Below are 14327 nucleotides of genomic sequence, written 5' to 3' on the forward strand. Positions count from 1 at the left end.
GAGTGTCCACAACTTCGGTGTCAACCTTAATGTCAGCCGAATCCGTGAACGCTGCACCAGCAAACATGGTGAATGCGCAAGCAAACGCCAGTACCAGTGCAAGAACCTTTTTGAGATTCGCAGGTAAAAAAAACCACCCGCGCGGAGAGGTAACGGCTCTCCACGCGGGCGGCTCGACTACGCCCAAGAGGTGCTCTACATGCAAGAAACAGATAGAAACAGGGCGTAAGAAGTCGCTATGTCGTTGTAGCGGAGCCGTTACCTTCCGCAAGTTTATTGTACCACATCGAACGGCAGCAGCGCAACGAATTTTTATTCACTTTCGGTTACAATTCGGTTACAGTTTCACCGGCCGAAGCGGTACCGGTCGGCTTCTGTCACCGGTTGCGCTTTGGCCGGTGCCGCACGCCGCAGCGTGCGTTCCTTTCCCCCGCCGCAGCGGCATAAATGGAGCGCAGCGACCGCCGCACGCCACTATGCGAACAAGTGCAGCAGCGGCTAATGGCAGGGGCACCGAGCAGCCGCGCAAGGCACCCGGCGGGCGGCGCACCACGCCGGGCACGACGAGCGAGGGCGCGGCGCAGCGACCGACCCCGAACCGGATGCGCGCCGCCGAGGGAGCGGAGCCAGTGACCCGCCGTTGTGCCCGGAGCCAGACCGCAGCACCACGGCCAACAGCGAGGAGACAGGAGCGCAGCGGACGCGAGCACCGCACGACGAGGCACCCCATCAAGCGCCCACAAGGTCATCTGACAGCCGGTTGGCGAGCGCGTTCCACGTTTCCGCCGGTAGCACCTCATCAAGCACGACCGCAAGCCGGTCGGCTCCGCTGTACGCGTCCGCGTGCTCCTCAATCAGAGCCGCCATACCGGCCGGACTGCTCATCTTATACACAATATCTTGTGGTTTCATGTTGACATACCCCCATAAACAGTATATGATAATACCGTAATATCCCATGTTAGGAAGTGGCACAATGGCACGGAAAACAAGCACCCAGAAAGACGATTGCAGAGCGTGGACGCTGCTTGTCAAGCACGGCAGCGCAGGAGCCTACCAACGATGGCCTGACCGCCGCATGGTACGCGTTGACCTGCTCTTAGAGGCCGAGGACGCCCGCCGACTGGCCGAAATCGTGAACGAACTCAACCGGCGGTGCCCTCGTAGGCTGACGCGTGCCGAGGTTGGCCGACACTTGCTTTCCCGCTCGATTATGCAATGCACCCGCCAGATAAGCCGGTTACATACTGCCGAGAGGCGAGCCGCCCGTAAGGCTGATACTGCGGGATAAACCCGCTCCTGCCGGTGGCCTTTGCTCGCTCCGCTCGCATAAGTGAGTAAGTCCTATTTATTGGACTTGCGCGGCAGCGCTGCTAATGCTTGAGGGAGTGACCCCGAGGCAAGGAAAGCCCCCCGAAGGTGGCTAAAAAAGAAAGAGACTGACAGAAACTGTCAGTCTCTTTTCTAATGCCGTCGGTCGTTCGCCGTCGGCTAAGGTCTGACACCATCAACCACGCGTGCAGCGCCCCCGCGTGTCAGGTGTCAGCGTGCCCGGGCTTGCGCCCCGCTGCTCCTCCGCCTCGTTGGTACACCGGCCGAGGTCATCCGGCTGACGGCAGACAGCTACATGCCCGCCGAGGCGCTTCTCTGCATGGGCGCGCCCATTCCTCACCGTTGGCGCCCGTCGGCGCGTCCGTTACCCGCGCCGGTGACTCACGCAGCACGTCGCGCCACGGTAGCCACGGCGCGAAATAATATACAGTTCGGCGGTAATTTATACGCTATCGAACATTTGTTCGATTTGCAACGAAAACCTTTTTGAGATTCGCGCAAAAATCTCGAAACCATGGTATAACTCGTGGATTTGGAATATATTTGCGGATTTGTTGAACTATTTTAGGCTTTATATATATTCTTTCAAGAACCATTATATGGATACTACGAGCAATTTTAGGACAGCTGCTTCAAAATTTAATTTAGACAGATTAAACAAAATAGATTATAAATTTTACGAATTATATCATCCGTCTGTCTGTGTTTAGAGTGCAAATATCCATTTATTGTATCTTCCCTTAAAGCATACAAAACATCAAAAAAGTTCATAAAATATCTGATATCCTATAAATTCCTAATTCAAGTGCGTATTTTGAGATTTTCCTTGCAACTTCAAAAAGGTTCTTGCACTGGTACTGGCGTTTGCTTGCGCATTCACCATGTTTGCTGGTGCAGCGTTCACGGATTCGGCTGACATTAAGGTTGACACCGAAGTTGTGGACACTCTGGTATCGCTGGGCGTAGTTAACGGCTACGACGATGGCTCTTTCAAGCCGAACGGTACCGTAACCCGTGCGGAGATGGCGAAGATGATCTACGTTCTGCGCACCGGTAATTCTGACGCTTCTGCGTACAACGACGACAAGACCTCGTTCACCGACATTGGCTCCCACTGGGCTCGCGGCTACATCAAGTACTGCCAGTCTCTGGGTATCATTGCTGGTAAGAGCAACACCAAGTTCGTTCCGAACGAAAAGGTAAGCGCTCAGGAAGCTGCTAAGATGCTGCTCGTAACCCTGGGTTACGACGCTCAGAAGGCTGGTCTGGTAGGTACCGGCTGGGCATCCAAGACCAACGCACTGGCTGACGAGAACGGCCTGCTGGAGGACGTTAACACTTCCTTCACTTCCGCTTGCCCGCGTCAGTACGCTGCACAGCTGATCTACAACACCATTTTTGCTCCGACCGTTGTTCTTCGTGATGGCGTTTACACCAACGAGACCTATACCGGCGCTGACAACAAGACTGTTGGCGAGAAGTACATGGGTCTGAAGACTTCTATTGGCACTCTGAACGGTGTTGTTAAGGAGTCCAACAAGGACACCTACAAGCTGACCCTGACCATGACCACGGCTAACCAGAAGGACTCTGACAAGTACAAGGGTGACTATGTTTCTTCTTTCACCAAGGTTGCTAAGGACTACTCTGCTCTGACCAACCGTGTTGTTAAGGTTCTGTTCAAGGCTTCTGACGAAGTTTACGGCGTATTCGTAACCGATGACAGCTCCGTTCTGAACGGCGTTGTTAACGATTACGCAATCAACGGCGGCAAGCTGAAGTTTGATGGCACCAAGTACACCATCCTGAATCAGGGTGTAACCACTGGTAACGACCAGGAAGCTAAGGTAACTGAGGATAACACCGCTACTCAGAAGACCATCACCAGGTATGTAACTGACGCAACTGCAGCAACTAAGGCAGCTGACGTTAAGACCGTTCTGAATGATGACGACAAGGTTATCAGCATGGACGTTACCAAGTACATGGTTGGTAAGGTTTCCTACGTTGGCAAGGATTACGTAAACGTTGTTTACAAGGCAGGCTTCGGCGTTGCAAACTTCTCTGGCTATTCCAAGCTGGACAAGGATTCCTGCAACTCTGACGTTTCCGGCCTGAAGAAGGACGACTACGTTATCATCACCAACAGCAAGGTAAACTCCAAGCTGGACGCTGTTAAGGCTGACGTTGTTGAGGGCAAGATCACTTCTACCCGCGATAACAAGAATGACATCCGCATCGACAACAACTGGTACACTTCTGCACTGGCTTCTGGCGATGCTTCTAAGATTGCGCTGAGCAACACTGTTACTGTAGTAATCAAGAGCGGCTACGTTGTATACGTTGACGATTACAAGATTGGTTCTACCGACGTTGCTCTGATGATCGATGCAGCTAAGACTTCTGGCGTTGGCAAGAAGTGGCAGGCTGATATGCTCTTCCCGGATGGCACCCGCAAGACTGTTGACATTGATGAGGATAAGTCTGATATCCTTTCTAACGGTGCGCTGGTATCCGGCCTGAAGAATAACTCGGGCGATGTTATCCCGACTCTGGTAACCTACTCTCAGTCTGGCAGCAAGTACGAGCTGGATCAGATTGCACAGATTAACAGCAAGTATGCTGGTTACGATCACCACACCGCAATTCCGGCAAACAGCTATGTTGATGACGGCAAGATCAAGAAGGCTGACAAGTCTACTCTGTCTTACATCAACGCTTCCGCTACCGTATTTGTTAAGTATGGTTCTGATGACTACAAGGTAGTTACCGGCGACAACATGAAGAACTGGAGCGACAAGAATATCTTCTCCGGTGATATGCTGACCGATGATTCTGACGGTTACGCATACGCTAAGGTTGCATTTGTAAACACCAACAAGAATCCGTCTTCCGCTGACAAGACCTACGCTTACATCTTCGGTGTCGAGAACAACGCTAAGGATGCTAACAACAACGAGTACGTTGAGTACAACGTTTGGAACGGCACCGAGGCAACCACTCTGAAGGTTAAGCAGTCCGCTGGTTCTGCTTACGCAGAGGGCACTGTTGTTGAGTATACTCTGGATTCCGACGGCTACGCTGATTGCGACACCTACGTATACAAGACTAACCTGAATAAGGGTGCTCTGACTGGCTTCGCATGGGATAGCAATGGCAAGGACGGCAACGTAACCATCGCTCGCAATGGCTCTGTCGCTGCTGGCCAGACCATCGCTCGTGAGATCGACAAGAACGATACCATGGTACTGTTCGTTGATACCGACGCTCAGACCGGTGTTGCTGATGGCTCTCTCCAGACCGCTATCGAGAACTACGATAGCACTGGCAACGTTACCAGCTACAAGAACAACGTAATGTTCTACTCTAAGGACGGCAAGACTCTGGACGTTCTGGTTGTTGACGTTACCAATGAGCTGGACACCGACGTTTACCCGAACTAATCAACCTCTGTTGATTACATTCGCCTAATCGGCAAAATCAAAACCCCCGAGGAAAATCTCCTCGGGGGTTTTCTTATCCCCTCACCCACCAGCGGTCTGCCGCCGCTCTGCGCCGTGCCGCAGGCCGCCCTTATTCCCTATCACACCCCAACCGCAAGCCGCTGTGCGCCGTTCTGACGCCCTTGCACCCTATCCCCCATCCCGCCTGTAAAAGCGCACAAAAAAGCCGCCCGGAAAACCGGGCGGCTTGCATTTTTGAGAAATTACTTGAGCTGTACGCGCTCACGAATCGAATCGGTTACGGAAAGCTGTACGCTCTGTGCGGAGTAGCCGGTGCACGCCACCTGCGCCACATAGCTGCCGCGCTTGAGGCTGAACGACGCCGTGCCGTCCGTGCCGGTGGTGATGCTCTTGCCGCCGACCGTGACAACCGCACCGGACAGCGGTGCGCCGTACGCGTTGGTGACAACCAGCTGTACATTCTCGAGAATCTCGCCGGTCAGCTTGACCGTGCGGCCTGCAGAGATTTTGACCGTCTGCGTAACCGCCGCGGTAAAGCGCGAATGCGTTGCCGTTACAACGTACGAGCCGCGCTTGACATAAACGGTTGCCGTGCCGTCCGAGCCGGTGGTCAGCGTCTGCGCTGCCGTGCCGCTCTCCGCGTCCGAAGGCGTAAAGGTGACGGACGCACCCGAAATCGGCAGACCGAGATCATCGACCACGGAAGCCGTCAGCGCGTAAGTGGTAACGTAGTTGACACGCAGCGTCGGGCTTTGACCCTTGCTCATCACAAAAACGAAATCCGCGTAGGATGCGCCGTTCTTGCCGAATTCCGCAACCGCAGACTTGTTGATCGTGACCTTGCTGCCCGCGATCTTGTACTGCCAGTTCTCCTCGAGCGTCTTGCCGTTCGAGCGGATATTCTTAAGCTTTGCACCGTCTACCATGTTAAGCGTTACCACCAGATCGGCGTAGCCGCCGGACGAGGTGTTCGCGTCAAAATCGATCGTGGACGGCTGTACTTCGTTCACCGGCGCGGTATCTACCACGCTCAGCGAGCAGGTAAAGGACGAACCCTGATTGGGCACGAATGTAACCGTATAAGTGCCCTTGCTCTTCTTGGCAAGCGTCTCCTTGAGCAGACGAATCGTGCCATTCGTTGCATTATAGGTGTAATCCGTGCCGCGCTCGAGCACCGTACTGCCGATTTTGATGGAATCCAGACGCGTGCCCGCCGGAAGAACGACGTTTACCGTCTGATCGGCATGGTTTGCGGACTGCTCGTACTTGTCAAAGGTAACCTGGCTCGGGCTGACTGCGCTCTGCGCCGAGTTGCTGACCGCCAGACCGATAGCTGCCTTGGAGCCGTCCTCAAAGGTCAGTTCTGCGGTGTAGGTGCCCGCCTTGAGCGTGGACAGATAGGTTTTGTACACGCGGATACCGTTCTTGTCGCTCAGCAGGTTGTAATCCGTGCCCTGCTTGAGATTGGTGCCGTTGACCGAAACACGGGTCAGATCGTTCTTGTCCGCGTTGAAGGTGAATTCGTAGGAGAACGCGATCGCGTCCTTGTTGTTCACGTCGATGGACAGCGTGGACGGAGAAACCGAAACGCTGGTGGACGCCGCAACGTCCTTGCCGGCAATCTTCGCGGTGATGCCGCTCGCCAGCTCAACGCTGGTCGGCTGCATGGTCAGCTCACAGCCGTTGGAGTTGAGCACCGCCTTCTGAACCGAGCCGCCGCCGGTGACAGTGGTTCTTCCGTTCGCGGTAAGCGTGCTGATGGAGGTGCTGCCGGTCGTCAGGATGGTGCCGGTCTGCTCATTGGCAACGTCCCAGACAGCTGCATCCAGCGTCAGGCTGACGCTGCTGCCGTTCATTTTAAGATCGGAGAAGCCGCCTGCAGTCGCTGCCAGATTGCTCTCGGTCAGCGTTGCAGAGGTTTTCACCTCGGTGGTGCCGATGTTGGTGTTGCCGGTCGCAATGACCTGCGGGGTCAGTCCGGTCGGGTTGGAGACGACCATCTCGAGTGCGGAAACACCGTCCAGCGTTACATTGCCGCCGCTGACGATGATATCGCCCGCAACGGTGACATCCTCAAGCGTTACATTGCCCGCCAGAACGCCCTCAGTGATGTACAGATTGCCCTTGATATCCGCATCGGCCAGCGTGCACGGTACGGAAATCGTAACGTTTTTGGTATCGCTCTTGAGCGTAGCCTGCGAGTACACGTTGCCGTTCTTATTCAGCGAGGTGCCCATATAGCCGTACAGCATTTTGGCGATTTCGCCTCGGCTGAGCGTGCCCTGCGGCTTAAAGGTACCGTTCGTGTAGCCATTGATATAACCCTGCTTGACCGCTTCCGCAACGTAGGACTTGCTGTAATCGCTCAGCTTGGCCCGATCAGAGAACATATCCAGCGCAGACAGGTCAGCCATCGGCGTGTACTTGTGCAGTCGGCCGAGGATGGTTGCCGCCTGCTCACGGGTCAGCGTGCCCTCCGGCGCCATACGGTTGTTGCCGACACCGTTGATATAACCCTGCTTGACCGCAATCTGCACGGTTTCGTAGAAAACATCGCTCGAATTGACATCCGAGAAGCTGATATCCGCCTTTTCGGTAAAGCCGAACGCGCGGTTGATATAGCGCATGAACTCCCAGCGCGTTACCTTGTCATCCGGGCCGTAGTTGCCCGTGCTGGCAGACGGATTGATAATGCCGTTTTCATGCAGCTCGGTAATGTAGGACTTTGCCCAGTGGCCATCAATATCCGAAGCCGCAAAGGCAGCCGGCACGGTACTGACCAGCAGCGCCGCTGTCAGTACGGCGGAAAGGACTTTTTTCAAAGCTATCACCTCTTATTATAATTTACCTTTATTCTACCATTCTTTTGTTTATTTGTGTACTGTTATTTTTATCTCGAGACAGGGCTTTTGTCTAAATAGACGGCCTGCTGCCGTTTTGGTTCCGCATTTTCGCAGAATTTTCCGGTATTCTCACAGAACGTACAATTTCTGCTCTGCCGTTTTGTATATCATTACTCCGCTTCATGGAATCTTTTCACAAATTCGCGCAAAACCCCTTGCATTGACAGCCGGATATTGTATAATTTAGATAGTGGCAATCCGTCGGCTGAACGCGGCGATGCGCCAACTAACACGATGAGGTGATACCAATGGATTATATGTCGGAATACAAGCGTTGGCTGGACTGCTCTGCCCTCTCTGCGGACGAGCATGCCGAGCTGGCTGCTGTTGCAGATAATCAGGAAGAGATCGAAAGCCGTTTCTTTGCGCCGCTGTCGTTCGGCACGGCCGGTCTGCGCGGTGTACTGGGCGTCGGCCTCAACCGCATGAACCGCTTTACCGTCGGTCAGGCTGCACAGGGTCTGGCAAACCTGATCGTATCGAACGGTCAGGCCGCAATGGACCGCGGCGTTGCCATCGCATACGACTCCCGCCATTTCTCGGCCGAGTTCGCCAAGCAGTCTGCGTGCATCATGGCCGCAAACGGCATCCAGTCGCTGCTGTTCGATGAGCTGCGTCCGACCCCGGAGCTGTCCTTCGCTGTCCGTCACTACGGCTGCATCGCAGGCATCAACATCACGGCTTCCCACAACCCGAAGGAATACAACGGCTACAAGGTTTACTGGGAGGACGGCGCACAGCTTCCTCCGGCCGAGGCAGACGTGGTTGCCAGTGAAATGGCAAAGACCGATATCTTCACCGGTGTAAAAACTGCAGACTACGATGAGTCCGTCAAAAACGGTCTGATCCGTATTCTGTCTAAGGAGACCGACGAGGCTTACCTCAGCGAAGTCATTAAGGTTGCGGTAAATCCGGACTGCGTAAAGCAGGTTGCCGATGAGTTCAAGCTGGTGTACACGCCGTTCCACGGTGCCGGCTACCGTCTGGTGCCCGAGATCCTGCGCCGTCTGGGCTACAAGCACATTATCTGTGAGCCGGAGCAGATGAAGATCGACGGCGACTTCCCGACCGTTAAGAACCCGAATCCGGAGTACAAGGAAGGCTTTACGCTCGCCATCGAGCTGGCAAAGCAGAACGATGTTGATCTGATCATCGGCACCGACCCGGACTCCGACCGTACCGGCATCGTCCTCAAGGACAAGTCCGGCGAGTATGTCACCCTGTCCGGCAACCAGGTCGGCGTGCTGCTCACCGATTACATCATCACCGCAAAGAAGCTGACGAACACCATGCCTGCACATCCGGCGGTGCTCAAATCCATCGTTACCACCGAGATGGCACGCGCGGCGGCTGAAAAGAACGGCGTTGAGTGCTTCGACACCTTCACCGGCTTCAAGTTCCTTGCCGAGAAGATCAAGCAGTTCGAGCAGGACGGCTCGCACGAGTACATTTTCGCATTCGAGGAGTCCTACGGCTACCTGTGCGGCGATTATGCCCGCGACAAGGATGCCGTTACCGCTTCCATGCTGATCGCCGAGATGGCGGCTTACTACCGCACCCAGGGCAAGACCCTGTACGACGCAATGGAAGAGATGTACGAAAAGTACGGCTGCTACTGCGAGCAGACCATTTCGATCGTTATGCCGGGCGTTTCCGGCCTGCAGCGCATGAAGGAGCTCATGCAGGAGCTGCGCGACAAGCCGCTGACCCAGATCGGCACCCACAAGATCGATTACACCCGCGACTACATGCCGGGCACCCGCACCTGCATGGCAGACGGCAAGTCCGAGCCGATGGAGCTTAAGGGTCAGAACGTGATGTACTACGAGCTCGAGGGCGGCACAACCTTTATCATCCGTCCGTCCGGCACCGAGCCGAAGGTCAAGGTTTACATCATGGCCAAGGGCGAGAACAAGGCCGAGGCCGCAGAAAAGGTCGAGGCTCTGACCGTTGCAGCGAAGGAAATCGTAAAGTAACTGAGGCAACACCGCAGTAAAAATCCAGCAACGCTGAATGCAGCCGAATTCCGGTTCGGCTGCATTTTTCCGGAATCACCTTGATTACCGAAATTATTATACCTTAATTATTTTAGGGGAACAAAAATATGATCAAACGCATTATTTCCTGTATTGTAAGCACGGTCATCGTGCTCGGTGCCACCATCGCGTATGACCGCACGCCTGCGTGCCGCATTGCCGTGATGGAGCAGGTGCCGACACAGCTGGCTTCCGTTCTGCCGCGTGCTGCCTCCTATGAACTGGAGCTGCGCACGGAGGAAGGCAGCCGCAGCTACACGGTCAACTGCCATGACAAGGACGGCAGCACCTTCCGCTCCTACACCATGCAGACCGTGGAAGGCGAGGAAGAACCGCTCAATTTCACCTATACGGACTACACCTATGACGGAAACGGCAACTGCACGGATGCTATCACCACCGACAAAACCAACAACTCTACTTCGGAATACCGCCGCAGCTATGACGACAAAAACCGCGTTCTTCGCACGGAAAACTACGAGGACGGCGAACTTTCGGTCTCCTCTGAGACGGTTTACACCGAGGTTGACAACGGTCAGTCCTCTGCCGTCAACACGGTTTACGACGCAGACGGCAATGAGCTGATGGTCGTCCGCATGGGCATGAACACCAACGGTGATGTGCTGTCCTCCCGCACCTACGAGGGCGAGGACAACATCACCTCCTCCACCGACAACCGTTATGACAGTCAGGGACGGCTCATCCAGTCAGTCACCGTAGACGAGAGCGGCATCGTGTTAGAAGTGCTCACCGTGTACTCGGTGGACGGCAAAACGCAGACCACCCGCTCGACTATCGAAGGCGGCACACTCTCGACCGATACCCGTACCTTTGATGATAACGGCAATCTGGTCTCCATGCACCAGACCGACAGCGACGGCTACGCAAGCGATACCACTTATACACAGTTTAAGTGACCTGTCGCAGAACTTTAATCCGCAGTGAAAACCACCCGTTCGGGTGGTTTTTCCTTTTTTCGGACATACATTATCAGCTATACACCGACCATTTCTCCCTATTTGTCGGTTTTCCGCTAAACTCCTGCAAAATTCCTGTCTGGATATTGCTTTTTCCCGGTCAAACGGCTATAATCGCTATATGTGTATCAAGACTGTGTCAACAGGGCACAGCTATAGAGAAATAGATCGGAGGTGCGCTATGCGCATCATTATTGTAGGCTGCGGCAAAGTCGGCTCGGAGCTGGCGGGACAGCTCAGCGCGGCCGGACACGACCTGACACTGGTTGACCTGTCCGAACGCCGTCTGGAGGAACTGTCCAACACACACGACCTTGCTACAGTAAAGGGCAGCGGCACCAGCTATCACGTTCTGCGTGAAGCCGGCGTGCAGGATACCGACCTGCTAATCGCCGTTACCACCCATGACGAAATCAATCTGCTTTCCTGCCTGATCGCTCGCAAAGCATCCGGCTGCCACGCCATTGCGCGTGTGCGCGATCCGGAATATGTATCCGACCTCGGCTTTATCCGCGATGAGCTGGGTATTTCGATGGTCATCAACCCCGAGCTGTCCACCGCGCGTGTTGTTTCGCGTCTGATCCGCTTCCCGTCGGCCATCCGCGTCAGCACGTTTGCCCGCGGACGCATCGAGCTGCTCGACCTCAAAATCCCGCACGAGTCCCGCCTGGACGGCATGGCGGTCTGCGAGGTCAATCCTCTGCTCCGCACGGACGTGCTGCTGTGCATGGTCCGCCGCGACGGTCAGACCTATATCCCGAAGGGCGACTTCATCCTGCACGAGAACGATAACATCACCGTCATCATTCCGCCGCACGAGCAGAGCGAATTTTTCGAGAAGGTCGGTCTGCCGGTCAAGCGCATTTCCTCTGCGATGCTGGTCGGCGGCGGCAAAATCTCGTACTTTCTTGCGAGAATCCTGCTGGATTCCGGCATTGCAGTCAAGATTATCGAAAACAAACTGGAACGCTGCGAGGCGCTTTCCGAAATGCTCCCGAACGCGACCATCATCTACGGCGACGGCACCGACCGCGACCTGCTCGACGAGGAGGGTCTGGCGACCTGCGAGGCGTTTGCGGCGCTCACCGGCATGGACGAGGAGAACATTCTGCTCGCGCTGCACGCCGGCCGTCATTCCCGTGCGAAGCTGTTCACCAAGGTTAACCGTGTGAACTTTGAGGAAGTCATCGCCAGCATGCCGATCGGCAAGGTGATTCGCCCCAGGCAGACCACCGCCGAGCTGATCAGCCAGTACACCCGCGCCATGCAGAACTCAATGGGCTCCAACGTGGAGACCCTGCATCAGCTGGGCGGCGCAGAAGCGCTTGAATTTCGTGTTGCGGCGCACCACCTCACCGGCGTTCCCCTGCAGGATATGCCGATTCGTCCGGATGTTCTGCTGTGCTGCATCAACCGCAGAGGCAAGCGAATCATTCCGCGCGGCCACGATGTGCTGCATGAAGGCGATACGGTTATCGTCGTTTCCACCTTCGAGGGCATGAACGACCTTCAGGATATCTTCCTGCCGACAACCAGAGGGAGCGGAAAATGAATTTCGCAATCGTCCGCTATCTGATCGGCTGGCTGATGGGCATTGAGTCCCTGTTCCTGCTGCTGCCCGCGTTTACCGCGGTCATTTACCGTGAACCCGAGCTGCCTGCCTATATCGCCACCGCACTGATTTGTATGGTCGGCGCAGGCATTCTGTGTGAATACAAGCCGAAAAACACCAAGTTCTACGCACGCGAAGGCTTTGTGGCAGTCGCGCTGTGCTGGCTGGTGCTGGCCGTGACCGGTGCCCTGCCGTTCGTGCTCAGCCGCGAGATTCCGTTCGCAGTAGATGCGATTTTCGAGGCCGCATCCGGCTTCACCACCACCGGTGCTACCATTCTCGGCGATGTGGAAGCGCTTTCGCATGCCTCTATGCTATGGCGCTGCCTGATGCACTGGGTCGGCGGCATGGGCATTCTGGTGTTCATGCTGATCGTCCTGCCGCTGGCAGGCGGTCAGACCATTTATCTGATGCGCGCAGAAAGCCCGGGACCCTCGGTCTCCAAAATATCGCCGCATATGCGCGATACCGCGCTTATCCTGTACGCGATTTACTTTGGACTGACCGTTCTGCAGATCATTCTGCTGCTGCTCGGCGGCATGCCGATGTTCGATGCCATCTGCGTTTCACTCGGCACGGCAGGTACCGGCGGCTTCGGCAACTGGAATGATTCCATCGCGCACTACAACAGCGCCTACCTGCAGAATGTCATCTCAGTCTTTATGATTCTTTTCGGTATCAATTTCAACGCGTATTTTCTGCTTTTGACCCGTAAATTCAAGCAATTATTCAAAATCGAGGAGATTCGCGTGTACCTCGGCGTGATTGCCGTATTTACCACGCTGATCGCCTTCAACGTGCGCGGCTGCTTCAGTTCGCTGCGCGAGAGCTTCCACCATTCCCTGTTTCAGGTTGCGTCTATCATCACGACCACCGGTTTTTCAACCGTGGACTTTAACCAGTGGCCCGCATTCAGCAAGCTGCTGATCGTGCTGCTGATGTTCATCGGCGCGTGTGCCGGTTCGACCGGCGGCGGCATGAAATGCTCGCGCATCCTGCTGCTGTTCAAGGGCGTAAAGAAGGAAATGATGTCGCTGATTCATCCGCGTCTGGTGCGCGTGCATAAAATGGACGGACAGCGCGTCCAGCACGAGGTCATGCGCTCGGTCAACGCCTTTCTTGTGGCATATCTGATCGTCATTGCCATTTCCGTCCTTATTGTCAGCCTGCACTGTGAGGATATGGTAACCAGCTTCACCTCGGTCGTTACCTGCATCAATAACGTCGGTCCGGGACTCAATCAGGTCGGTCCGGCAGCCAACTTCAGTGCGCTGCACCCGCTGAGTAAAATCGTGCTGACTTTCGATATGCTCGCCGGTCGTCTGGAGCTGTTCCCCATGCTTCTGCTGTTTGCACCCGAAACGTGGAGAAGAAACCGATAAAAAAACTGCCGCTAAACGTATACCGTTTAGCGGCTTTTGCGATGTCGAACGACCACGAATCGTTCCGGTGCTTCACCGACACACCCGAATCATCGCGGCAGAATATGTCGAGATGGGGTTTTCCGGTTGCTCAGGGTATCTATCTCTTTGGATAACATAATGGTTTTCGGCATATCGAGCATGCTGAGCAGTTCCTCGGAAAAATAAAAGGAATTGCGGTCTCCCTGCTCAAAAATCAGATACGGATAAAGTTTCAGTTCATCGAGCGTGATACACTTCCGGTCTGTGTTTCCCGCAGGATAAAACCGTACCGGTCCGCGTCGCACTCCTTGACAACCTCGACGAATGCGTTTACCGCGAACGAATAGTGCTGACATGACACGCAGAACTTTGGCACGCGCTTATTGCCCACGCCGAAGTGCTTCTGCATGATGTCTGCCTGCTCGAGCAGCATACGCGCAAACGAAAGCAGTGCCGCACTCATCCGTGCTCTGCCCGCACGGTTCCGCGCACTGGCGGAAAAGTACGGCTGCGCCTTTCACCCCGGTTTTGTCAGGTGACAAAACCGGGGTGTTTTTTACCGCATTTTATCCACAGCCTGTTGATAACTTCTGTGGATTG

At 55.0% G+C, this 14327-nt stretch carries 8 protein-coding genes; 5 read left to right on the top strand and 3 right to left on the bottom strand.

Annotated elements, in window-relative coordinates; all coding sequences use genetic code 11:
• Nucleotides 1–729 precede the first annotated feature (729 nt).
• The gene (locus ACWVX6_RS05170) at nucleotides 730–912 is read right to left on the bottom strand and encodes a hypothetical protein (protein WP_455152539.1); all 183 of its coding nucleotides are present in this window, start codon (nucleotides 910–912) and stop codon (nucleotides 730–732) included.
• A 1301-nt stretch (nucleotides 913–2213) separates the two neighbouring features.
• Between ACWVX6_RS05170 and ACWVX6_RS05175 the strand changes: the two genes are divergently transcribed.
• Nucleotides 2214–4775, top strand: a complete 2562-nt coding sequence (locus ACWVX6_RS05175; protein WP_455152540.1) for an S-layer homology domain-containing protein — start codon at nucleotides 2214–2216, stop codon at nucleotides 4773–4775.
• Between the two features lie 263 nt (nucleotides 4776–5038).
• On the opposite strand, the gene ACWVX6_RS05180 is transcribed toward ACWVX6_RS05175, so the two are convergent.
• On the bottom strand, nucleotides 5039–7618 hold the full coding sequence (locus ACWVX6_RS05180; RefSeq protein ID WP_455152541.1) for a X2-like carbohydrate binding domain-containing protein: 2580 nt from the start codon (nucleotides 7616–7618) through the stop codon (nucleotides 5039–5041).
• 329 nt (nucleotides 7619–7947) lie between these two features.
• On the opposite strand from ACWVX6_RS05180, the gene ACWVX6_RS05185 reads away from it, so the two are divergent.
• The 4 genes from ACWVX6_RS05185 (at nucleotide 7948) to ACWVX6_RS05200 (ending at nucleotide 13706) form a co-directional block, all read left to right on the top strand.
• A complete protein-coding gene (locus tag ACWVX6_RS05185; protein WP_455152542.1) occupies nucleotides 7948–9675 on the top strand; it encodes a phospho-sugar mutase in 1728 nt (575 codons plus the stop codon).
• A gap of 128 nt (nucleotides 9676–9803) precedes the next feature.
• Complete coding sequence (locus ACWVX6_RS05190) at nucleotides 9804–10652, top strand: hypothetical protein (protein WP_455152543.1); 849 nt, start codon at nucleotides 9804–9806, stop codon at nucleotides 10650–10652.
• A gap of 241 nt (nucleotides 10653–10893) precedes the next feature.
• Nucleotides 10894–12264 carry a Trk system potassium transporter TrkA gene (trkA, locus tag ACWVX6_RS05195; protein ID WP_455152544.1) on the top strand — a complete coding sequence of 457 codons (1371 nt, stop codon included), beginning with the start codon at nucleotides 10894–10896 and terminating at the stop codon, nucleotides 12262–12264.
• Nucleotides 12261–13706, top strand: a complete 1446-nt coding sequence (locus ACWVX6_RS05200) for a TrkH family potassium uptake protein (protein WP_455152545.1) — start codon at nucleotides 12261–12263, stop codon at nucleotides 13704–13706. Before trkA ends, ACWVX6_RS05200 begins: the two co-directional genes overlap by 4 nt.
• A gap of 253 nt (nucleotides 13707–13959) precedes the next feature.
• Here ACWVX6_RS05200 and ACWVX6_RS05205 read toward each other — a convergent pair whose 3' ends face one another.
• Nucleotides 13960–14190, bottom strand: a complete 231-nt coding sequence (locus tag ACWVX6_RS05205) for a hypothetical protein (protein WP_455152546.1) — start codon at nucleotides 14188–14190, stop codon at nucleotides 13960–13962.
• Nucleotides 14191–14327 lie beyond the last annotated feature (137 nt).

Source organism: Butyricicoccus sp. (assembly GCF_977037065.1).

Coding starts and splice junctions, on each gene's coding strand:
- ACWVX6_RS05170 (WP_455152539.1), bottom strand. CDS start 912: ATGAAACCACAAGATATTGTGTATAAGATGAGCAGTCCGGCCGGTATG.
- ACWVX6_RS05175 (WP_455152540.1), top strand. CDS start 2,214: ATGTTTGCTGGTGCAGCGTTCACGGATTCGGCTGACATTAAGGTTGAC.
- ACWVX6_RS05185 (WP_455152542.1), top strand. CDS start 7,948: ATGGATTATATGTCGGAATACAAGCGTTGGCTGGACTGCTCTGCCCTC.
- ACWVX6_RS05190 (WP_455152543.1), top strand. CDS start 9,804: ATGATCAAACGCATTATTTCCTGTATTGTAAGCACGGTCATCGTGCTC.
- trkA (WP_455152544.1), top strand. CDS start 10,894: ATGCGCATCATTATTGTAGGCTGCGGCAAAGTCGGCTCGGAGCTGGCG.
- ACWVX6_RS05200 (WP_455152545.1), top strand. CDS start 12,261: ATGAATTTCGCAATCGTCCGCTATCTGATCGGCTGGCTGATGGGCATT.
- ACWVX6_RS05205 (WP_455152546.1), bottom strand. CDS start 14,190: ATGAGTGCGGCACTGCTTTCGTTTGCGCGTATGCTGCTCGAGCAGGCA.